The following is a 20,603-nucleotide window of genomic DNA, read 5'->3' on the forward strand; positions in this document are numbered from 1 at the left end:
GACCACCTGGGGCGGCCCGGCCGACGAAGGCGGGTGCGGCGCGGCGATAGCCTCTCGTGCGGACGAAACGGGAGGTCCGGTGCCGGAACTGCTCATGGGGCTCAGCCTGGGGCTGGGGGCGGGCGTCATGCCCGGAGCGCTGCTGACGCTCGTCATCACGGCCAGCCTGCGCGGCGGGTTCCGCGCGGGCGTGCGCCTGGCCTGCGTGCCGCTGCTGTCGGACCTGCCCGTGGTGCTGCTCGCCGTGACGGCCGTCGGGGCGCTGCCGGAGGCGCTGCTGCGCGTGCTGTCGGTGTGCGGCGGCCTCTACGTGGTCTATCTGGGCGTGCAGACGCTGCGCGAGGCCCGTACGGCGCTGCCGCCGCGGCCCGGCGAGGACGCGCCGTCCTCGGCGCGGGAGATCCTGCGCGGGGTGGTGGTGAACCTGCTCAACCCGCACCCCTGGCTGTTCTGGATCGCGGTGGGCTCGCCGGTGTTCGTCGCGGCCTGGGACCGGGCCCCGGCGTACGCGCTGGGCTTCACCGGGGCCTTCTACCTGGTCCTGGTGGGTTCCAAGGTGGCGCTGGCGGGGGCCGTGGGGGCCGGCAGGCACCGGCTGACCCCCCGCGGCTACCGCCTGCTGCTCGGCGCGAGCGGCGCGCTGCTCGCCGCCGTCGGCGTCGTGCTCATCGCCCGAGGGCTGGCTCCCCGGGCTTACTCCTGAGCTTCGCCACCCGGCTCCGCCGGTATCCGTACAGGAAGTAGACCACCGCGCCCACCACCATCCAGACGAAGAAGCGGATCCAGGTCTCCACCGGCAGGTTGAGCATCAGGTAGGCCGAGGCCAGCACCGAGACGATCGGCACCAGCGGCACCAGCGGCGTGCGGAAGGAGCGCGACAGGTCGGGCCGGGTCCTGCGCAGGATCACCACCGCCACCGCGACGATCACGAACGCGAACAGCGTGCCGATGTTCACCAGCTCGGCGATCGCGCTGAGCGGGATCAGCGCCGCGAGCAGCGCGGTCACCACGCCGATGACGACGGTGATCCGGTACGGCGTGCGGAACCTCGGGTGGACCCGGGCGAGGGAGCGGGGCAGCAGGCTGTCGCGGCACATCGCGAACAGCACCCGGCTCTGGCCGAGCATGAGGGTCATCACGACCGTGGTGAGCCCGGCGATGGCCCCGACGCTGATCACGGTCGCCACCCAGGGCCGGCCCACCGACCGGAACGCGTCGGCGAGCGGGGCCGACTCGCTGAGCTCGGAGTAGCGCTGCATGCCGACGACCACGAGCGAGACCACCACGTAGAGGATCGTGCAGACGACGAGGGAGACGATGATCCCGATCGGCAGGTCGCGCTGCGGGCGGCGGGTCTCCTCGGCGGCGGTCGCCACGACGTCGAAGCCGATGTAGGCGAAGAACACCAGCGCCGCGGCGGTGAAGACGCCGAAGACTCCGTAGGCGACCGGCTGCACGCCGAACAGCACCTGGATGAGGGGCGCCTTCAGCCCGCTGCCGGGAGGGAGCTGGTGCGACGGCGGGACGAACGGCTGGTAGTTGCCTCCCTTGACCGAGAAGAGACCGGCGATGATCACGAGCAGCACCACGGCCAGCTTGATCGCCACCATGGCGCCGTTGAACCTGATCGACGTCTTGATCCCGGCCACCAGCACCCCGGTCAGCAGGAGCACGATCACGGCCGCCGGGATGTTGAAGACGGCGTGGTCACCGGCGATGGACGGCGGCAGGGCGACGCCGAAGTTCTTCAGCAGCGAGGCGAAGTAGCCCGACCAGCCCGAGGCGACCACCGCCGCGCCGAGCGCGAGCTCCAGCATCAGGTCCCAGCCGATGATCCAGGCCGGGAACTCGCCGATCGTGGCGTACGCGTACGTGTAGGCCGATCCGGCGACCGGGACCGTGGCGGCGAACTCGGCGTAGCACAGGGCCGCGAGCGCGCACACGACCCCGGCGACCACGAAGGAGATCGCGACGGCCGGGCCGGCCGTGTTGCGTGCCGCGACGCCGGTCAGCACGAAGATCCCGGTGCCCACGATGACGCCGACGCCGAAGACCGTCAGGTCGAGGGCGCTCAGCGTGCGCCTCAGCCGGTGCTCGCCGCCTTCGGCATCCTCGATGGACTGTTCTACCGGTTTCGTCCGGAAAACGTTCATCCGCAGGCTCCTCACGTCGATGACCTGCAGACTTCCCGGTCGAACCGGTATTACGCATGGTGATCAGTCAGTCGGATGTACCAGCCGCGCCGGGCGGCTCTCCATCACCTGCGAGCGCCGCGCGACGGCCTCGGTGATCTGGCGGGCGAGGTCCTGCCCGGTCAGGCCGACGTCGGAAAGGATCTTGGCCCGCTTGGCGTGGTCGAGGAACCGCTGCGGGATGCCGTAGGTCCGCACCGGCACGTCCACGTCGGCGTCGCGCAGCAGGCGCGCCACCGCGTCGCCCACGCCGCCGACGCGGCCGTTGTCCTCCACCACCGCGACCAGCCGGTGGGCGGAGGCGGCCAGCACGAGGGCCTTGTCGAGCGGCTTCACCCAGCGCGGGTCGACCACCGCGGCCGAGATGCCCTGCGCGTCGAGCAGGGTCGCGGCCTCCAGGCAGATCTCCGCCATGGAGCCGACCGCGACGAGCAGCACGTCGGCGTCCCCGGCGCGCAGCACGTCCATCTCGCCGAGCTTGCCGACCGCGTCGACGTCGGCGGGCAGCGCGCCCTTGGGGAAGCGGACCACCGTCGGGCCGTCCTCGATCCTGACCGCCTCGGCGAGCAGTTCGCGCAGCCGCGCGCCGTCGCGGGGGGCGGCGACCGACAGCCCGGGGACGAGCTGGAGGATCGACAGGTCCCACATGCCGTTGTGGCTCGGCCCGTCGTCGCCGGTCACCCCGGCCCGGTCGAGCACGACCGTGACCGGCTGCCGGTGCAGCGCCACGTCCATCAGAAGCTGGTCGAAGGCCCGGTTGAGGAAGGTCGCGTAGACCGCGACCACCGGGTGGAGACCGCCGAACGCGAGCCCGGCGGCGCTGGTCAGGGCGTGCTGCTCGGCGATGCCCACGTCGTAGATCCGGTCCGGGTACGCCTCGGCGAACGCCGCCAGGCCGGTGGGGTGAAGCATCGCCGCGGTGATCGCGACGACGTCCTTGCGCTCCGCGCCGATCTTCACCATCTCGTCGCCGAACACGTTCGTCCAGCTGTGCGGCCGGGGCCGCTCCTCGCCGGTCTCCACGTCGAACGGCTGCGGCGAATGGAAGCAGTCCTCGTCGTGGTTCTCCGCGTGCGCGTAGCCGTTCCCCTTGCGGGTGAGCACGTGCACGATGACGGGCCCGCGGAAGGCCCGGGCGCGGCGCAGGGCCGCCTCCACGGCGCCCTCGTCGTGGCCGTCGATCGGGCCGACGTATTTCAGCCCGAGGTCCTCGAACATGACCTGCGGGGTCAGGATGTCCTTCAGGCCCTTCTTCATGCCGTGCAGCGTGTCGTACAGCGGCGTGCCGACCACCGGGACCCGGCCGAGGTTGTTCTTCACGAGCTCCAGCAGGTGCTCGTACCCCTGGGTCATCCGCAGGGACGACAGGTGCGAGGCGAGGCCGCCGATCGTCGGCGAGTAGGAGCGGCCGTTGTCGTTGACCACGATGATCAGCGGCAGGTCCCTGCGCCCGGCGATGTTGTTCAGCGCCTCCCAGGCCATCCCGCCGGTCAGCGCGCCGTCGCCGATCAGCGCCACCACCGTGCGGTCGGTCTCGCCGCCCAGCACGAACGCCTTGGCGAGCCCGTCGGCGTACGACAGGACGGTGGAGGCGTGGGAGTTCTCGATGAAGTCGTGCTCGGACTCGGCCCGGCTGGGATACCCCGACAGGCCGCCCTCCTGACGCAGGGTGCCGAACCGCCCGGCCCGGCCGGTCAGCAGCTTGTGCACGTACGACTGGTGGCCGGTGTCGAACAGGATGGGGTCGCGGGGCGAGTCGAAGACCCGGTGGAGGGCGATGGTCAGCTCGACCACCCCGAGGTTGGGGCCGAGGTGGCCGGCGGTCTTCGCGACCGTGGAGACCAGCACGTCGCGAATCTCCTCCGCCAGCGCGGGCAACTGCCCGGCCTCGAGGTGCTTCACATCGAGCGGGTCCTTGATCGTCTCCAGAATCCCCACCGTACATCCTTCCCGCTCACCATCGAACGGATCGAGTCTAGTTCGACGGAGGCCGGGTGTTACCAGGGGTCGCACTGAACCTCCACAGACCTTCTCCGTAACGACATCTATTCCGCTTTACCCGTCGCCGCCTCCTGCCCTACTCTCATGATCTCGCGGGGGGTCCGCTTTGAGGCGTTCGAGCCCCTCGCCACCTTCTGTGACCCTGTTTCTCTGTCCGCTGGGGATGCCCACTCATGATTCGCATAAGCCTCCGCGCTGCCGCCGTCGCCGCCACGACGGTGGCCACGGCGGCGGCCACCGTCCTCTCCCTCGCCGGCCCGGCGGGCGCGTCTCCGGGCAGGGCCGCCCGGCCCATGCCGAGGGGCCAGGCCGCGCTGACGGCCAATCCCCTGTACAAGACGGGCGAGTTCGACTTCCCCGAGTGCTCGGAGCTGTCCCGCCGCCCCGACGACCTGGACACCTACCGGGTCTACCTCGACCACCTGCTCGACTGCCTCAACCAGTCGTGGACCGAGGAGTTCCGGCAGGCCGGGCTGAGGTTCTCCCCGCCGAAGGTGCGCTACATCACCAAGAGCGTGCCGACGGGCTGCGGCAAGTACCCGGCGGGCTACGCCGCGGGCATGTACTGCCCCAAGAACGACACCATGTGGATCCTGCTGTACAAGTCGCAGCTGTCCGACCCCAGCGAGTTCAACCTGTTCACGGTCATCGCCCACGAGTACGGCCACTACGCGCAGGACCGCGCCGGCATCCTGCCGGAGGTCTACCGGCGCTACCGCACGGTGAGCAAGAAGCGGGCCTACGACCTCACCCGCCGCGTCGAACTCCAGGCCGAGTGCTTCTCCGGCGCCTTCATCGGCAGCGTGTGGCACTCCCTCGGCCGTGAGGAGTTCGACTTCGAGGAGCAGCTCGACTGGATCACCGGCGACGCCGCGCACGGCAAGGCCCGCAGCATCCGCTACTGGCTCAAGCGCGGCTGGTACGGCAACGGCCCGAAGGCGTGCGACACCTTCAGCGCCCCCGCCCGCACGACCGCCTGACAGTCCCCGCCCGACCAGTCCCCGCCCGACGGCCCCCGCCTCAGGCGGGGCCGAGGCGGGACAGCGCCTCAAGGGGGTCGGCGAGCACCTGCGTGAAGGCCAGCTCGGCGGCCCCCATCAGCGTCGCGTCGTCGCCCAGCGCCGTGGTGCGCAGCCGCAGCCGCTCCCGTGCCGCCGACAGCGTCCCGGTGGCGATCCGGCTGCGCACCTGGGCCGCCGAGCCGAGATAGATCTCCCTGAGGATGCCGCCGAAGACGACCATCTCGGGATTGAAGACGTTCACGAGGTTGGCGACGCCGATGCCGAGCCAGGTGCCCACGTGGGCGAGGGCCTCCTGGGCCCGCACGTCGCCCCGGTCGGCCGCGTCGACCACGGCCCGGACCGCGTCCCTGCCGATCATCTCGCCGTACCGGCCGGCGTGCTCCATCAGGGCGGGCTCCCCCACCTCGGCCTCCAGGCAGCCGCGGGAGCCGCAGCCGCACCGGCGGCCGTCGGGGTTGACCACCATGTGGCCCACCTCGCCGCCGTACCCGTCGTGCCCGCCGAGAAGCTGGCCGTTCACGATGATGCCGCCGCCGATGCCCACGTCGCCGTGCAGGTAGACCAGGTCGCGGCAGCCGGTCCCGATCCCGCGGGTGTGCTCGGCGAGCGCGCCGAGGTTCGCCTCGTTGCCCACCGCCACCGGCATGCCGATCGCGAGGCGCCGGGTCAGCTCCTCCCGCAGCGGTGTCTCCTCCGCGCCGATGTTCGGCCCGAGCCTGACCACGCCGTCGGAACGGCGGACGACGCCGGAGACCCCCGCCGCCGCGCCGACGCAGACCGTGTCCTCCCGCGTCCTGCGCCGCATCTGCCGGGCGAAGCCCGCCAGGGTGCCCGCGACCTGCGCCAGGTCGAACGGCCCGCGCTCCCGCCTGGTCTCCCGCCGGTCGAGGACCACGCCGCCGAGGCCGATGCGGGCGGCGGCCAGCCGGTCCACGCCCACGTCGAAGGCGAGCACGTAGACGCGGGCCGTCTCCGGGCGGACGACCAGGGACGGCCGCCCCGCCCTTCCGGTGTCCCTGGGCAGCTCCTCCCGGACGAGCCCGGCCGCCGTGAGGTCGGCCGTCAGCGCCATGATGGTGCTGCGGTTGAGCCCCATCAGCGAGGTCAGCTCGGCCCGCGAGGTCGGCCCTCCCACGTGGACGTGCCGCAGCAGCGTCCCGAGGTTGTGCTTGCGGATCTCCTCCTGTGAGGGACCTGCGCGCATCATCGGAACGGCCTCGGACTTCCGTGGGGGGGTGGTTAGAGGCCCGGAAGGCCTCTGGGGATGGATCGGAGAGCGGAGCCCGCCCTAACCGCGGCCGGTCGCCGCCGAGCGCTTGCGCGACAGCGCGTCCACGCCCGCGGCCAGCAGGAGCACCGAGCCGGTCACGACGAACTTGACGCCCGCGCTGTAGCCCATGAGGCCCATGCCGTTCTCGATGACCGCGACCACCGCGCCGCCGAGCACCGCGTCGAGCGCCCGGCCCTTGCCGCCGAAGAGGCTGGTGCCGCCGATGACGGCCGCGCCCACCGCGAACAGCAGCACGTTGCTGCCGCCCGTGTTGGGATCGACCGAGTTGGCCCGGGACGCCGCGATGATGCCGCCGATCGACGCCATGAAGGAGCAGATGACGAAGGCGGAGATGCGGATGCGGTCCACGTTGATGCCGGCCCGGCGGGCGGCCTCGGCGTTGCCGCCGACGGCGTAGATGTGCCGGCCGTACGCCGTGCGCCGCAGCACGAAGGTCCAGACGATCAGCAGGATCACGATCAGCGGCACGACGATCGGCACGCCCTTGAGCGACACGATGGCCGTACGGCTGCGCTCCAGGTTCAGCATGTACACCGCGGCGCCCGCGATGACGGCGAGCGCCGCGACGCGGGCGGCGATCACCGCCATGGGCGCGGCGACCAGGCCGCGCGCGGCCCGGCGGCGCGCCTGCACGAACTGGACGGCGGCATAGGCGGCGACGCCCACGGCGGTGGCGATCCAGCCGGCGGCCGGCGGCACGTTCTTGTTGGCGACGGCGAGGATCGTCTCGTCCCGGATCGAGATGTTGGTGCCGTTCTTCACCAGCAGCAGCACGACGCCCTGGAAGGCGAGGAACGCGGCCAGGGTGACCACGAAGGACGGGATGCCGAGCTTGGCCACCAGCGACCCAAGGACCAGGCCGATGACCGCGCCGGTGACCATCGCGGTGAGGACCGCGAGGTACCAGGGCCAGCCCTGGAAGGTCAGCAGCACGGCGAGCACCGCCGCGCAGACGCCGCTCGCGAAGCCGGCGGACAGGTCGATCTCGCCGAGGAGCAGCACGAAGATCAGGCCCATGGCGATGACGGCGACCGCCGCGCCCTGGGTGAACAGGTTGGCGAAGTTCAGCGCGGACAGGAACGACGGCCGCAGGACCGCGAAGACCACGCACAGGATGATGAGACCGAAGACGGCGGGGAGCGCGCCCAGCTCACCGCCGCGCACCCGCTCGATGTAGCCCCTGACGTGCGAGCCGAGCGCGGAGTCGGCGTTCTCCTGCTTGGGGAGCGTTTCGGTTGTCATGATGCCGCTCCGATGCCGTTCCCGATGCCGAGCTCCCCGCTGCGCCCGGAGGTGATGAGTTCCACGACCTGCGAGTGGGTCACCTCGGAGGCCTTCACCTGGGCCGCCATCCGTCCCAAGTAGAGCGCCGCGATCCGGTCGGACACGGCGAAGACGTCGTTCATGTTGTGCGAGATGAGCACCACGGCGAGGCCCCTGTCGGCCAGGCGGCGGACCAGCTCCAGCACCTGGGCGGTCTGCGCCACGCCGAGGGCGGCCGTCGGCTCGTCGAGGATGACGACCTTGCTGTTCCACAGCACGGCCTTGGCGATCGCCACCGTCTGCCGCTGGCCGCCGGAGAGGCTGGAGACGTGCTGGCGCAGCGACTTCACGGTGCGCACGGAGAGCCCGGCCAGGGTCTTGGCCGCCATCTCCTCCATCGTGTCCTCGTCCAGGACCAGCCCGCTCTTGCGCTCGCGGCCCAGGAACATGTTCTGCACGATGTCGAGGTTGTCGCAGAGGGCGAGGTCCTGGTAGACGATCTCGACGCCGAGATCGGCGGCGTCCCTGGGCCCGCTCACCTGGACCCGCTCGCCCTCGAAGAGGTACTCGCCCGAGTCGATCGGGTAGATTCCGCCGATGCACTTGACCAGCGTGGACTTGCCGGCGCCGTTGTCGCCGACCAGTGCGGTCACCTCTCCCGGATGGACCGAGAAGGCGACGTCGTGAAGGACCTGCACGGGGCCGAAGCTCTTGTTGATGCCGCGCAGTTCCAGGATCGGTCCCTGGGACACGATGGGCTTCTCCGTAGATCGATGGGCCGGTACGGCGCCGTCCCCCGGGCCGCCTCTCGTCGCTCCGGGCGGTGCGGGGCGCCCCGGAGTGGGGGCGCCCCGCACGGTGCTCGTCGCGGCTCAGCTGGTCACCCCTCAGGGGTTCGCGTCGCCGTACGCACCCGGTGGGTGGGGTCGATTAGCTGATGCCGGCCTCTTTGCACTTGTCGGCGAAGTCGCCGGTGCACAGCTCGTCCTTGGTCACGAAGCCGTCGTTGACGACGTCCTTGACGTTGTCGAAGTAGATGGCCTGCGGGTCCAGCAGCACCGACGGGACGTCCCGGTTGCCCTCCGGGTCCTTGACGGAGCCGCTCACCGAGGGCTGCTCACCCTTGGCGAGGCCGATGGCCAGCTCGGAGGCGGCGTCGGCCTCCTTCTTGATGGCCTTGTAGACCGTCATGCACTGGTCGCCGGCGAGGATGTTCTGCAGGCCCTGCACGGTCGCGTCCTGGCCGGTGACCGGGACCTTGCCGTTCAGGTTCTGCTTCTTCAGCACCGAGATCGCGGCGTTGCCGAGGCCGTCGTTGGCGGAGAGGACACCCGCGATCTTCGGCTCCTGGGTCAGCATCTGCTCGAAGATCGTGCCGGCCTGGGTGTTGTCCCAGTCCGGAACCGACTGGTCCGGGCCCTTCTTGTAGTCGCCCGAGTCGTACTTCGGCTTGAGGACGCTGTCGTAGCCCTCCTTGAACAGCGTGGCGTTGTTGTCGGTCGGCGAGCCGTTCAGCTCCGCGATGATCGGCTTGTCGGCCTTCTTGTCGGTCAGGCACTTGACCAGGCCCTCGCCCTGCAGCTGGCCGACCTTGTTGTTGTCGAACGACACGTAGTAGGCCGCGCTGCCGCCCAGCGTGAGGCGGTCGTAGTCGATCGTGGCGACGCCCTGCGACTTGGCCTTGTCGAGCACGGCCTTGCCGGTGCCGCTGTCGAGGTTGACGATCATCAGGACGGTCGCGCCGTTGGTGATCATCTGGTCGGCGATCGTCTGGAAGGCGGACTTGTCGCCCTGCGCGTTCTGGATGTCGTACTCGACACCCGCCGTCTTGAACGCCTCCTCCAGGTACTTGCGGTCGGCGGTCTCCCACCGGGCGGAGGACTTGCTGTCCGGGAGGATGACGCCGATCTTGCCGGCCTTGGCGTCGCCCGCGGCGGAGGGCGCGGCGCTGGAGCCGCTGTCGGCGGAGGTGTCACCGTTCTCGCCCCCGCAGGCGGTGAGACCGAGGGTGAGCGCCGCGGCCGCGGCGCCGATGCTGAGGATCCCCTTGCGCATGATGCGTGGGTCCTTTCTCTGACTGGGGGTCTATGAGGGGGTGTGGCCGAGCCCGCGCCGTCCCGACGTCTTCGCAGATCCTTCGGGGTCGAGGCGCTCCGGCCACCCGGTACGGCAGTGGCCGGGTCACGGCGTTCACCGCTCCAGGGAATGTTGTTTGAGACAACGTAAGCCCAAAGCACAGGTGGTGAAAGACACAGGACGGTAACGTTTGTTGCCCGCGGTAACAATCAAGAAACGTGGGATCAACACACGAAGGCGTCCGTCCGCCCGGCCGATGCCGGGCGGACGGACGCCGGTTTTCGGCGTACGCCAGGTCAGCGGATGCCGAGGACCTTCGGGGCGATGGCGGGGCCGCCGCCGACCGGCCGGAAGGGCAGGGAGGTGATCAGTCCTTCAGCCCGTAGACCCGGGTCGCCGTACCCCGGAAGACGGCCTCGCGCTCGGCGGCCGGCAGACCGGCGTCCGCGAGCAGCGCCGAAACGGTGTCGGACCAGCGGGAAAGGGAGCCCGCGAGCAGGCAGACCGGCCAGTCCGAGCCGAACATCAGGCGGCCCGGGCCGAACGCGTCGAGCGCCACGCCGACGTACGGCCGCAGGGCGGCGGCGTCCCAGTCGTCCCAGACCGCCTCGGTGATGAGGCCGGAGAGCTTGGCCGTCACGTTGGGCTCGGCGGCGAGCTCGCGGACGAGCCCCGCCCAGGGCTCGATCTCTCCGGTCGCGACCGGCGGTTTCGCCAGGTGGTCCAGGACGAAGCTCAGCTCCGGCAGGGCGCGCACGGTCTCGATCGCGGCGGGCAGCTGGTGCGGCACGACGAGCAGGTCGTAGACGAGCCCGGCCGCCGCCACCTCCCGCAGCCCCGCGCGCACGTCGTCCCTGGCGAGCCAGCGCGGGTCGGCTTCGCCCTGCACCAGGTGGCGGATCCCGCGCAGCAGGCCGCCGCCGGGCGAGGCGGCCAGGGCGGCGAGTTCGGCGGCGAGATCGGGCCGGGTCAGGTCGGCCCATCCCACCACCCCGGCGATGGTCCGCGACCCCGCCGCCAGCGCCAGGAACTCGCGCGTCTCCTCGGCGTCGGGCAGGACCTGGACGAGCACGGACCGGCCGACGCCCGCCCCGGCCGCGGCCGATTCGTAGTCGGCGACGGTGAAGTCGCGGTGGATCGGGGCCACCTGCGGGGGCTCCAGCCACGTCTGCGGGCGCCGGGACAGGTCCCACAGGTGGTGGTGGGCGTCGATCCGTACGGCGGACGTCCCGGAGGCGGTCCCGGAAGCGGTCGCAGTTGTCTCAGGAGCTGTCTCAGGAGCTGTCTCAGAAGCGGTCACAGTGCGTCGTAGGCCTCTCGTGCCAGTTCTCTCAGCGGTTTGCCGGTGGCCTCGGCCAGCGCGGCGAGGTCGTCGTACTCGGGCTTGACCCCCCACGGCCCGTGCTTCATCCGCACGTCCCGGCCGTGCAGGCGCACGGTCGCGAAGTGCCGGGGCAGCGCGACCTTCTCGACCACGCTGCGCCGCAGGCCCAGGCTGCCGGTCTCGGCGAAGACCAGATCCTGCAGCTCGCCGGCCAGTTCGGGGGGCGTCAGCACGTGCAGGACGTGCGCGGGGCGGCCCTTCTTCATCACGGCGGGGGTGACCCACGCGTCGGCCGCGCCCGCCGCCAGGGCGCGCTCGACGACGTGCCCGAGCACCTCGCCCGTCACGTCGTCGAGGTTCGTCGACAGGACGACCTGGCGGTCGGGCCCGGCCACCGGTTCCGGCTCGGCCACGGGCGCACCGAGCATGGCGACCGTGACGTTGGGCCGGTCGGGCAGCACGCGCCCGCCCGCGCCGTACCCCGTGGCGCGCAGCGCCATCTCCGGAGCCGGGCCGTACGTCGTGCCCGCGGCGCGCAGCAGGGCCGCCCCGGTCGGGGTGACCGCCTCCGCCGCCTCCCCGCCCCGCACCCGCGCCCCCTTCAGCAGGGCGAGCGTGGCGGGGGCCGGGACGGGCAGCACGCCGTGCCGCGTGTGGACGACTCCGGCGCCCAGGGGCAGCGGCGCGCAGTGCACGCGCGTCACGCCGAGGTCGCGCAGCGCCGCCGCGCAGCCGACGATGTCGACCAGCGTGTCGTGCCCGCCGAGCTCGTGCAGGTGCACCTCGGCGACCGGCTCGCCGTGCAGCCCGGCCTCGACCTCGGCGATCGCGGTCAGCGCGGCCTCCGCGACCGGCAGCCCGCAGCGGGCCGCCATCGCGAGCAGTTCGGCGGCGCGGCGCTCGGTGGCGTCGTCGTCCACCGTCACCAGCGCCCGGGTGGCGGTCAGCGCGCCGGTGCGCACCCGCTCGGCGTCGAGCCGCCAGCCGGTCAGGCCGGTCGCGGCGACCGCCCGCCGTACGGCGTCGAGCGAGGCTCCGGCGTCGAGCAGCGCGCCGAGCAGCATGTCGCCCGCGAGCCCGGTGAACGGGTTCAGGTAGAGGATCATCAGGCCTCCTCCCCCGCCCGGGACGCCCTCCGGGTGAGGCGGTAGGCGGCGAGGGCGGCGCCGAAGCCGGAGTCGATGTTCACCACGGTCAGCCCGGCGGCGCAGGAGGTGAGCATGGCCAGCAGGGCCGTCACGCCCTCCAGCGCGGCGCCGTACCCGGTCGAGGTGGGCACCGCGATCACCGGCGTCTCGACGAGCCCGCCGACGACGCTGGCGAGCGCGCCCTCCATGCCGGCGACGACGATCACGCTGTCGGCCGCGCGCAGGTCGCCGGCCGCGGCGAGCACCCGGTGCAGCCCGGCCACCCCGACGTCCCTGATCAGAGTCGTGCGCAGGCCCAGCGCGGCGGCGACGGCCGCCGCCTCGGCCGCGACCGGGCCGTCCGCCGTGCCCGCCGTGACGACGGCCACGGTGTGCGCGACCGGCTGCCGGTCCGGCGGCGCGGGCCGCCAGACCAGCAGCCGGGCGCCGGTGTCGTACGCGCCGCCGGGGACGCGCTCGCGCACCTCGGCGGCCGGGCCGGGCTCGACCCGCGTCACCAGGACCGGGCCGGTGTTCCGGGCGAGCAGCGCGGTGACGATACCGGCGATCTCGCCCACCCGCTTGCCCGGGCCGTACACGATCTCGGGCAGCCCCTGCCGCGCCTCGCGGCCGAGGTCCACGCGGGCGTAGCCGAGGTCGAGTGCCTCACTCATGCCTGGTACGCCTCGCTCATGCCGGTACGACGTACCCGATGGTCAGCAGGAGGTTGGCGTAGAGCCGGTCGTCGCCGGTCGCCACCGCGAACGCGACGTCGGGCTCCTTCGCGGCCTCGTAGAAGCCGAACCTGGGCAGGACCTGGAGCGGCAGGCCCGGGCCGAGCAGTTCGCGGTAGCGGGCGAACACGCCGGGCTCGCCGCCCTCGTCGGGCCGCATCGCGTGCACGGCCTCCAGCGGTACGGCGTCCACCAGGAGTTCCAGGACGTCGTCCACGCGGACCAGCCCGGGCCGCAGGTTGAGGTGGATCACCGGGGCGCCGGCCCGCACGTTGGTGGCGTGCGCGTAGTTCGCGTCGGCGAGCAGCACGCGCGAGCCGTGCCCGGTCGCCGCGAGCGCGGCCAGCAGCGGCGGGTGGATCAGGGGATAGCGGAGCACGCTCACTCTCCCGCGAGGTAGGGGATGGTCATCGGCCCCTCCGGCAGCACGCACACCCGCCCCGGCAGGGCCCGCACGGTGGCGGCGACGTCCTCGGTCCGCTCCAGATGGGCGGCGGCCAGGTCGGCGTCACCGAGATATGCCGTGTGCATGATCACCCGGGCCCGCCGCTGGATGCGCGCCTGGATCTGCACCTGCCACTGGTCGGGGATGGTCTCGGTGCGGCGGGAGATCTCCTCGAACAAGGCGTCGGGCGAGGCCGCCGAGGTGAGCACCTCGCGGTAGGAGCCGTGGTCGGGGAACCCGTCCCGGCACTCGGCCGCGCAGATGATCGTCCCGCCGGGGCGGACGACCTGGGCGGCGGCGCTCATGCCCTTCACCGACTGGTAGAGGTTCTGGTCCAGCGGGAAGCCGGCGTTGGTGGTGACCACCACGTCGAACGGCTCGGCGACCGGCCGCATCGCGGCGGCGCGGGCCGCGGCCGTGGCGGCGGCGTGCATCGGGGCGAGGTCGCCGCCGAACGCCCGGACGATCCTCTGCTCCCGGTTCAGCACGACGTCGAGGGCGAAGGTGACGCCGGTCGCCGCGGCGATCGCGCGGACGTCGTCGTGGACGGGGTTGCCCTCGATGACCCCCCAGGTCGCGCGGGGGTCGCCGATGCGGGCCGCGTCGTGCAGGGTGAGCACGGTCTCCAGGGCGGCGAGGCCCGGCGCGACCAGCTTGGGGCCGCCGGAGAACCCGGCGAAGAAGTGCGGCTCCACGAACCCCGTCGTGATCCGCACGTCGGCGTCGGTCCACTCGCGGTTCAGCCAGACCGGCACGTCCTTGCCGTGCCGGCCCATCCACCGCAGCGACGACGCGTCGCGCGCGTCGTGGTTGACGATCCGTACGGCGTCCACGACCTCGTCGCCGAACATCGCGCGCAGTTCTGCGGGGGTGTTGCCGCGGTGCGTGCCGGTGGCGACCAGGATCACCACGTCGCCGGGGTCGGCGATCCCGTCCAGCTCGTCCAGGATCGCGGGGATCATCAGGTGCCTGGGCTGGGGCCGGGTCCCGTCGCAGGCGGAGATCGCCACCGTCTGGCCGGGGCGCACCCGCTCGCGCAGCGGTGGTCCCGCGACGGGTTCGCGCAGGGCCCGCCGCAGCTCGGCGGCCTCGTCCGGGACGACCGGCCGGGCCACCGGCGTGATCACGGTGGTCCGGTCGTCGGGAAGGTCGACGGTCAGGCCGTCGGCGCCGTAGGCGAGGTCAACCCGCATGGCCCAGGCCTTCGAGATCGTCCCAGAGCGCGTCGGGGATGTCCGCCGCCGCCAGCTCCAGGTCCTCGGTGATCTCCTCCGCGGTGCGCGCGCCGATCAGGACGTTGGTCACCGCCGGATGCCGGTGCGGGAACCGCAGCGCCGCCGCGGGCAGCGGCACGCCGTACGACGCGCAGACGCGGGCCATCTCGCGCGCCCGGTCGAGCACCTCGGGCGGGGCGGCGGCGTAGTCGTAGGTGCCGCCGCCGGCCAGGACACCGCTGTTGAACACCCCGCCCACGACGACGGAGACACCGCGCCGCGCGCACTCGGGCAGCAGCTCCTCCTCCGCCGACCGGTCGAGCAGGGTGTGGCGCCCGGCCACGAGGACCACGTCGACGCCGGTCTCCCGGACGAACCGGGTCAGCATCGCGGTCTGGTTCATCCCGGCGCCGATCGCCCCGACGACGCCCTGGTCGCGCAGCTCGGCCAGGGCCGGGAACGCCTCCCCCGCGGCCTGCTCCCAGTGCTCGTCGGGGTCGTGAATGAACACCATGCCGAAGTGGGCGAGCCCGGTGCGCCGCATACTGTCCTCCAGCGAGCGCAGCACGCCGTCGCGGCTGTAGTCCCGCACCCGCACGTACTGCGTGCGGCCGGGGAAGCCGTCCTCCTCGCCCTCGCCGGGCACCAGGACGCGGCCGACCTTGGTGGAGACGACCGCCTCCCCCGCCCCGCCGGGAAGGCCGCGCAGGAAGCGCCCGAGGCGCTCCTCGGCGAGGCCGGTGCCGTAGTGCGGCGCGGTGTCGAAGTAGCGGACGCCCGCCTCCCACGCGGCGGCCAGCGTCCGCTCGGCCTGCTCCTCGTCCACCTGCGCGAACAGGCCGCCCAGCGGCGCGGTGCCGAGCCCGTAGGGCCCGAGGGACACCTTCACGAGCCCACCGGCCTCAGTCGCAGGCCGGCCATGCCGCCGTCCACGGCCAGCTCGGTCCCGGCGGTCGACCCCGCCCTCGGGCTGGCGAGGTACGCGACGGCGTGGGCGACCTCCTGCGCCGTCACGAGCCGGCCGTGCGGCTGGCGGGCGGCCAGCGCGGCCCGTTCGGCGGCCGGGTCGGGGGCGGCGTCCAGCAGCCGCCCCACCCAGGGGGTGTCGACGGTGCCGGGGTTCACGCAGTTGACGCGGATGCCCTCGCGGATGTGGTCGGCCGCCATCGCGCGGGTCAGCGCGAGCACGGCCCCCTTGGAGGCGGAGTACAGCGCCCGCTGCGGCAGCCCCGCGGTGGCGGCGATCGAGCAGGTGTTGACGACCGCCGCGTGCGGGGACTCCCGCAGGTGCGGCAGGGCCGCCCGGGTGACGCGCGCGATCCCGACGACGTTGAGGTCGAACACCCGCAGCCATTCGGCGTCGTCGTTGTCGGCGACCGTGCCCGCCGCGCCGATGCCCGCGTTGTTCACCAGCACGTCGATCCGGCCGTACCGCTCGGCCACCGCCGCGACCGCCCGCCGTACGGCGGCGTCGTCGGTCACGTCGCAGGTGAACTCGGTGTCCTTGAGGTCGAGCACCGCGACCCGGGCGCCCCGCGCGGTCAGCTCCTCGGCGACCGCCCTGCCGATGCCCGAGGCGCCGCCGGTGACCACCGCCACCAGCCCCTCGAACTCGCCTCCGGCGCCGCCCCCGATCTCGCTCATGCGCGTCCCATCCGCTGGCGCTGCCGGCCGAGGCCGTCGACCTCCAGCTCGACCACGTCGCCCTCCCGCAGGTAGGCCTGGGGGCCGCGGCCGAGTGCCACCCCGGCGGGGGTGCCGGTGTTCACCACGTCGCCGGGCTCCAGCACCATGAACTGGCTGAGATACCAGATCACGTGGTGCACGCCGAAGATCTGGTTCTTGGTGTCGCCGTTCTGGCGCTGCTCGCCGTTCACCCACAGCCGCAGGCCGAGGGCCTGGGGGTCGCCGACCTCGTCGGGCGTCACCAGCCAGGGGCCGAGGGGGTTGAAAGTTTCACACGACTTGCCCTTGTCCCACTGGCCGCCGCGCTCGTTCTGGAACTCCCGCTCGGAGACGTCGTTGGAGATCGCGTATCCGGCGATCACACCGGCCGCCTCCTCCGGGGAGGACAGGTAGCGGGCGGTGCCGCCGAGGACGACGGCCAGCTCGACCTCGTAGTCGGTCTTCACGCTGCGCCGCGGCACCAGGACGTCGTCGTCGGGGCCGACGACGGTGTTCGACGCCTTCATGAAGACCACGGGCTCGGCCGGGAGGGCGGCTCCGGTCTCCTCGGCGTGGTCGGAGTAGTTCAGGCCGATGCAGACGACCTTCCCCGGTCTCGCCACCGGCGCTCCGACCCGCTCGTACGGCTCCGCCTCGGGCAGCGAGCCCTCCGCCAGGGCCGTCCGCACCCGGTCGACGCCTCCTCCCGCGAGGAACGCGCCGTCGATGTCCGTCGTCAGTGACGACAGGTCCAGCACCCGGTCGCCGGGACCCATGACACAGGGCCGCTCAGAACCCGGCGGACCCACCCGCAACAGCTTCACGATCTGTCTTCTCCGACTGGTTCACAGGGGCAAGTGTGGTGACGAGCCTGTCAGATTCATCGGGTTGAAGTAAAGCCGTTGATTGGGATGTTTGCCGACTTACTTGACCTCAGGTGGACGTGACCATACTGTTCGAATCACATTCATCGGATCATTTGGAGTTCGCCCATGCCGACGATCACCTCGGTGAACGTGATCGACATCAGGTTCCCGACCTCCGCGACGCTCGACGGGTCGGACGCCATGAACCCGGACGGCGACTACTCCGCGGCGTACGTCGTGTTGCAGACGGACAGCGATCTCGCCGGGTACGGCCTGACGTTCACCATCGGACGTGGCAACGACCTGTGCGTGACCGCCGCGCGGCAGATCGGAGCACGGCTGACCGGCTGCGACGTCGACGAGCTGGCCGGGAACCTCGGCGGTCTCTACCGCCAGATCATGTCCGACAGCCAGATGCGCTGGCTGGGCCCGGAGAAGGGGGTGGTGCACCTGTCCGCGGCGGCCGTGCTGAACGCCGCCTGGGACCTCGCCGCCCGCCGGGCCGGCAAGCCGTTGTGGCGGTTCGTGGCGGACATGACGCCCGAGGAGCTGGTCGCGGCCTGCGACTTCCGCTACCTGTCCGACGTGCTGACCCCGGACGAGGCCGTCGAGATGCTGGCCCGGCTCGCTCCGACCCGTGAGGAGCGGATCGCCGAGCTCGCAGCGCACGGCTACCCCGGCTACACCACGACACCGGGCTGGCTCGGCTACGACGACGACAAGCTGCGCCGCCTGTGCCGCGAGGCGGTCGCCGACGGCTGGACCCACGTCAAGCTCAAGGTCGGCGCCAACCTGGAGGACGACGTGCGCCGCCTCGCGATCGCCCGCGAGGAGATCGGCGACCTGACCCTCATGATCGACGCCAACCAGGTGTGGGACGTGCCCCAGGCCATCGAGTGGGTGAACCGGCTGGCGCCGTACGAGCCGCTGTGGATCGAGGAGCCGACCAGCCCCGACGACGTGCTCGGCCACGCGGCCATCCGCAAGGCGATCGCGCCCGTCGGCGTGGCCACCGGGGAGCACGCGCACAACCGGGTCATGTTCAAGCAGCTCCTGCAGGCCGGGGCGATCGACTTCTGCCAGATCGACTCGTGCCGGCTCGCCTCGGTCAACGAGATCGTGCCGATCCTGCTGATGGCGGCCAAGTTCGGCGTGCCCGTCTGCCCGCACGCGGGCGGGGTGGGCCTGTGCGAGCTGGTCCAGCACATGTCGGTCGTCGACTACGTCTGCGTGAGCGGCAGCCTGGAGGGGCGCGTCCTGGAGTACGTCGACCACCTGCACGAGCACTTCGTCGACCCGGTCCACATCGACCGGGGCCGTTACCGGCTGCCCGGCGCGCCCGGCTACAACGCCCGCATGCACGACGAGTCCGTCGCCGGCTACCGCTACCCTGACGGGCACCGCTGGGGAGGCTGACGTGGAGGCGCCGATGAGTGACCGCCCGGGCAGGTCGGACGACACGGCCGGCGATGCGACCGGCGACACGGCCGGCGACACGGCTGACGACGCCCTGGAGCGGCTGACGGCCCGGCTGCGCCGGGAGGACGCGCTCGTCGTCGCCTACTCCGGCGGGGCCGACTCCGCGCTGCTCGCCTTCGCCGCCGCCCGGGTGCTCGGCCGGCGGGCCCTCGCCGTCACCGCGGTCTCCCCCAGCCTGGCCGCCTCCGAGCGGGCCGCCGCCCGCGCGTTCGCGCGGCGCCACGGCCTCGCCCACCTGGAGGTGTGCACCGACGAGGCCGAACGGCCCGAGTACGCCGCCAACGGCGCCGACCGGTGCTACCACTGCAAGTCGGCGCTGTTCGACGCCGTCGCGCCGCTGGCGGCGGCGATGGGCGCCCGGGTCGCCCTCGGGACGAACCTCGACGACCTCGGCGACCACCGCCCGGGGCAGCGGGCCGCGGCCGAGCGCGGAGCCGTCGCGCCGCTGGTGGACGCCGGGCTGACCAAGGCCGGCGTCCGCCTGGTCAGCCGCGGGCTCGGGCTGGTCACCGCCGACAAGCCCGCCGCGCCGTGCCTGGCCTCGCGGGTGAGCTACGGCGACCCGGTCACGCCAGAAGTGCTGGCCAGGGTCGAGGCCGCCGAGGCCGCGCTGCGCGGTCTCGGCTTCCCGGTGTGCCGGGTGCGCGCGCACGCGGGCGGCACGCTCGCCCGGGTGGAGGTGCCGCGGGACGAGATCCCACGCGTGACCGAGGCGCGCGAGCGCGTCGACGCCGCCGTCCGCGGCGCCGGCTTCACCTTCTGCTCGCTGGATCTCTCAGGCTTCGCGCCCGGGCGGCTGAACGCCCTGCTGCCGCTGCTCCCCTCCTGAGGGCCCGGTGGTGGGCCCAGTGATAGGCCCGGTGACAGGCGCGACCACCGATCCCGACCCGCTCGCCGGGGTGGGCGGCCGGGGCGGGCGCCTGGCGTTCGGTCCGGAACACTATGTGCCAGCCATCGGCTTCTTTGACCAGGCGGGCTCCGGTGATGCGCCCGGCCGGGCCGCCCCTGGTGACGCCGGGAAGATCCCTCGTCCACCGAAACCGCACCCGCCCGACCTTCGGCAGACTGACCGCACCCCACCGCCGGTTCACCCGCGTGAGCTGCAGATCGCGGGCCTGCGGCACATCCACCGCCGGCCGGGTCCGCGACCGGCTCTTGAACGTGGGCCGCCCGGCGGGATGGGCGGGGTTGAAGAAATTCGCCCACGCCTGCCGGTAGGTTCTCAGCACCGCTTGCGCCGCCTGGGCGGGCAGCCGCCCCATCCAGTCGATCTTCCGGCGGGCCTGCCGGATCGCGGTGTCGCACTCCTTGACCGAGGCCAACCGGCCCTGCCGGAAGGTGCAGTACTCGTGCAGCAGGTTCCACAGCGCGCGGGCCGTATGCGCCTGACCGTCCAGCACCGCTGATGGAGGTGAGCATCTCCCGCCAGGGCGTGACCATGAGCTGACCTGCTCACGGGCGGAAGGCCAGAGCACACTCGCGCCCTGGCGGGCACTCCCGCGTGGGCCTTCACCCCCGGCGTGAACGCCGAGCACTGGCCCACAGGTCGGTAGATCTCCAGCCCGGGGACCATCGTCGTGTTCCCCGGGCCTCCCTGGGTCCTGGGCCGCAGGGCGGTGGACGTCCTGTTCGCGGAGATGGGCCGTGACGGTGACGACGCCGCGCCGGAGGGCACCGCGCAGGAGGGCACGGTCCGGGAGGGCACGGTCCGGGAGGGCACGGTCCGGGAGGGCACGGTGCACCGGGTGCCGATGCCCGTCCGCCTCCGGGAGTCGGTCGCCGCCGCGACCCCGTGAGCTGTGCCCGTGAGCTGTGCCCGTGATCCGGCCCGGCATGGTGCGGCGGCCGCGCGAAGGCGTTCCGGCAGCCGTGCCCGGGCTGCCGGAACCCCCTCAGTGCCCGGA

General features: G+C 72.6%; 20 protein-coding genes. 5 read left to right on the plus strand and 15 right to left on the minus strand.

What is annotated here, in order from left to right; translation table 11 throughout:
- Positions 1 to 79 precede the first annotated feature (79 nt).
- Positions 80 to 703 carry a LysE family translocator gene (locus OG344_RS31040; protein WP_327046758.1) on the plus strand — a complete coding sequence of 208 codons (624 nt, stop codon included), beginning with the start codon at positions 80 to 82 and terminating at the stop codon, positions 701 to 703.
- Here OG344_RS31040 and OG344_RS31045 read toward each other — a convergent pair.
- On the minus strand, positions 666 to 2,153 hold the full coding sequence (locus OG344_RS31045) for an amino acid permease (protein ID WP_405086135.1): 1,488 nt from the start codon (positions 2,151 to 2,153) through the stop codon (positions 666 to 668). The genes OG344_RS31040 and OG344_RS31045 overlap by 38 nt on opposite strands.
- A gap of 63 nt (positions 2,154 to 2,216) precedes the next feature.
- Complete coding sequence (gene dxs, locus OG344_RS31050; RefSeq protein WP_405086136.1) at positions 2,217 to 4,130, minus strand: 1-deoxy-D-xylulose-5-phosphate synthase; 1,914 nt, start codon at positions 4,128 to 4,130, stop codon at positions 2,217 to 2,219.
- 236 nt (positions 4,131 to 4,366) lie between these two features.
- Here dxs and OG344_RS31055 point away from each other — a divergent pair, with 236 nt between their 5' ends.
- Positions 4,367 to 5,173 (plus strand): neutral zinc metallopeptidase, encoded by an 807-nt coding sequence (locus OG344_RS31055; protein WP_405086137.1) that lies wholly within the window; start codon positions 4,367 to 4,369, stop codon positions 5,171 to 5,173.
- Between the two features lie 40 nt (positions 5,174 to 5,213).
- Here OG344_RS31055 and OG344_RS31060 read toward each other — a convergent pair whose 3' ends face one another.
- From OG344_RS31060 to OG344_RS31115, 12 genes are all read right to left on the minus strand, one after another.
- The gene (locus OG344_RS31060; protein WP_405089207.1) at positions 5,214 to 6,419 is read right to left on the minus strand and encodes an ROK family protein; all 1,206 of its coding nucleotides are present in this window, start codon (positions 6,417 to 6,419) and stop codon (positions 5,214 to 5,216) included.
- A gap of 84 nt (positions 6,420 to 6,503) precedes the next feature.
- Positions 6,504 to 7,748, minus strand: coding sequence for a sugar ABC transporter permease (locus tag OG344_RS31065; protein ID WP_405086138.1), 1,245 nt, complete (start codon positions 7,746 to 7,748; stop codon positions 6,504 to 6,506).
- Complete coding sequence (locus tag OG344_RS31070; protein ID WP_327046763.1) at positions 7,745 to 8,521, minus strand: ATP-binding cassette domain-containing protein; 777 nt, start codon at positions 8,519 to 8,521, stop codon at positions 7,745 to 7,747. Before OG344_RS31070 ends, OG344_RS31065 begins: the two co-directional genes overlap by 4 nt.
- 178 nt (positions 8,522 to 8,699) lie before the next feature.
- Positions 8,700 to 9,824: a sugar ABC transporter substrate-binding protein gene (locus tag OG344_RS31075; RefSeq protein ID WP_405086139.1), complete on the minus strand. Its 1,125-nt coding sequence runs from the start codon at positions 9,822 to 9,824 to the stop codon at positions 8,700 to 8,702.
- Positions 9,825 to 10,212: 388 nt separating this feature from the next.
- The gene (locus OG344_RS31080; protein WP_405086140.1) at positions 10,213 to 11,145 is read right to left on the minus strand and encodes an amidohydrolase family protein; all 933 of its coding nucleotides are present in this window, start codon (positions 11,143 to 11,145) and stop codon (positions 10,213 to 10,215) included.
- Complete coding sequence (larC, locus tag OG344_RS31085; RefSeq protein WP_405086141.1) at positions 11,142 to 12,275, minus strand: nickel pincer cofactor biosynthesis protein LarC; 1,134 nt, start codon at positions 12,273 to 12,275, stop codon at positions 11,142 to 11,144. The genes OG344_RS31080 and larC overlap by 4 nt, the downstream gene beginning before the upstream one ends.
- Entirely contained in the window at positions 12,275 to 12,970 is a 696-nt protein-coding gene (gene larB, locus OG344_RS31090) for a nickel pincer cofactor biosynthesis protein LarB (RefSeq protein WP_327046767.1), read from the minus strand. Before larB ends, larC begins: the two co-directional genes overlap by 1 nt.
- A 16-nt stretch (positions 12,971 to 12,986) precedes the next feature.
- Positions 12,987 to 13,409 (minus strand): RbsD/FucU family protein, encoded by a 423-nt coding sequence (locus OG344_RS31095; RefSeq protein ID WP_327046768.1) that lies wholly within the window; start codon positions 13,407 to 13,409, stop codon positions 12,987 to 12,989.
- Positions 13,410 to 13,411: 2 nt separating this feature from the next.
- Positions 13,412 to 14,668, minus strand: a complete 1,257-nt coding sequence (larA, locus tag OG344_RS31100) for a nickel-dependent lactate racemase (RefSeq protein ID WP_405086142.1) — start codon at positions 14,666 to 14,668, stop codon at positions 13,412 to 13,414.
- Complete coding sequence (locus OG344_RS31105; RefSeq protein ID WP_405086143.1) at positions 14,658 to 15,578, minus strand: aldo/keto reductase; 921 nt, start codon at positions 15,576 to 15,578, stop codon at positions 14,658 to 14,660. Before OG344_RS31105 ends, larA begins: the two co-directional genes overlap by 11 nt.
- Positions 15,575 to 16,333, minus strand: a complete 759-nt coding sequence (locus tag OG344_RS31110) for an SDR family oxidoreductase (RefSeq protein ID WP_327046771.1) — start codon at positions 16,331 to 16,333, stop codon at positions 15,575 to 15,577. The genes OG344_RS31105 and OG344_RS31110 overlap by 4 nt, the downstream gene beginning before the upstream one ends.
- On the minus strand, positions 16,330 to 17,178 hold the full coding sequence (locus OG344_RS31115) for a fumarylacetoacetate hydrolase family protein (protein WP_327046772.1): 849 nt from the start codon (positions 17,176 to 17,178) through the stop codon (positions 16,330 to 16,332). The genes OG344_RS31110 and OG344_RS31115 overlap by 4 nt, the downstream gene beginning before the upstream one ends.
- A gap of 168 nt (positions 17,179 to 17,346) precedes the next feature.
- Between OG344_RS31115 and OG344_RS31120 the strand changes: the two genes are divergently transcribed.
- On the plus strand, positions 17,347 to 18,636 hold the full coding sequence (locus OG344_RS31120; RefSeq protein WP_327046773.1) for an L-fuconate dehydratase: 1,290 nt from the start codon (positions 17,347 to 17,349) through the stop codon (positions 18,634 to 18,636).
- Positions 18,637 to 18,649: 13 nt separating this feature from the next.
- On the plus strand, positions 18,650 to 19,528 hold the full coding sequence (gene larE / locus OG344_RS31125) for an ATP-dependent sacrificial sulfur transferase LarE (RefSeq protein WP_405086144.1): 879 nt from the start codon (positions 18,650 to 18,652) through the stop codon (positions 19,526 to 19,528).
- On the opposite strand, the gene OG344_RS31130 is transcribed toward larE, so the two are convergent.
- Positions 19,452 to 20,099, minus strand: coding sequence for a hypothetical protein (locus OG344_RS31130; RefSeq protein ID WP_405086145.1), 648 nt, complete (start codon positions 20,097 to 20,099; stop codon positions 19,452 to 19,454). The genes larE and OG344_RS31130 overlap by 77 nt on opposite strands.
- A gap of 177 nt (positions 20,100 to 20,276) precedes the next feature.
- On the opposite strand from OG344_RS31130, the gene OG344_RS31135 reads away from it, so the two are divergent.
- Positions 20,277 to 20,495 (plus strand): hypothetical protein, encoded by a 219-nt coding sequence (locus tag OG344_RS31135; RefSeq protein WP_405086146.1) that lies wholly within the window; start codon positions 20,277 to 20,279, stop codon positions 20,493 to 20,495.
- Positions 20,496 to 20,603 lie beyond the last annotated feature (108 nt).

This window comes from Microbispora sp. NBC_01389 (assembly GCF_045040095.1).
GTDB lineage: Bacteria > Actinomycetota > Actinomycetes > Streptosporangiales > Streptosporangiaceae > Microbispora.

Excerpts from the sequence above, each read along its gene's own strand:
- OG344_RS31065 (WP_405086138.1), bottom strand. The coding sequence starts at position 7,748 with ATGACAACCGAAACGCTCCCCAAGCAGGAGAACGCCGACTCCGCGCTC.
- larA (WP_405086142.1), bottom strand. The coding sequence starts at position 14,668 with ATGCGGGTTGACCTCGCCTACGGCGCCGACGGCCTGACCGTCGACCTT.
- OG344_RS31045 (WP_405086135.1), bottom strand. The coding sequence starts at position 2,153 with ATGAACGTTTTCCGGACGAAACCGGTAGAACAGTCCATCGAGGATGCC.
- OG344_RS31075 (WP_405086139.1), bottom strand. The coding sequence starts at position 9,824 with ATGCGCAAGGGGATCCTCAGCATCGGCGCCGCGGCCGCGGCGCTCACC.
- larE (WP_405086144.1), top strand. The coding sequence starts at position 18,650 with ATGAGTGACCGCCCGGGCAGGTCGGACGACACGGCCGGCGATGCGACC.
- OG344_RS31110 (WP_327046771.1), bottom strand. The coding sequence starts at position 16,333 with ATGAGCGAGATCGGGGGCGGCGCCGGAGGCGAGTTCGAGGGGCTGGTG.
- larB (WP_327046767.1), bottom strand. The coding sequence starts at position 12,970 with ATGAGTGAGGCACTCGACCTCGGCTACGCCCGCGTGGACCTCGGCCGC.
- larC (WP_405086141.1), bottom strand. The coding sequence starts at position 12,275 with ATGATCCTCTACCTGAACCCGTTCACCGGGCTCGCGGGCGACATGCTG.
- OG344_RS31120 (WP_327046773.1), top strand. The coding sequence starts at position 17,347 with ATGCCGACGATCACCTCGGTGAACGTGATCGACATCAGGTTCCCGACC.
- OG344_RS31060 (WP_405089207.1), bottom strand. The coding sequence starts at position 6,419 with ATGCGCGCAGGTCCCTCACAGGAGGAGATCCGCAAGCACAACCTCGGG.
- OG344_RS31055 (WP_405086137.1), top strand. The coding sequence starts at position 4,367 with ATGATTCGCATAAGCCTCCGCGCTGCCGCCGTCGCCGCCACGACGGTG.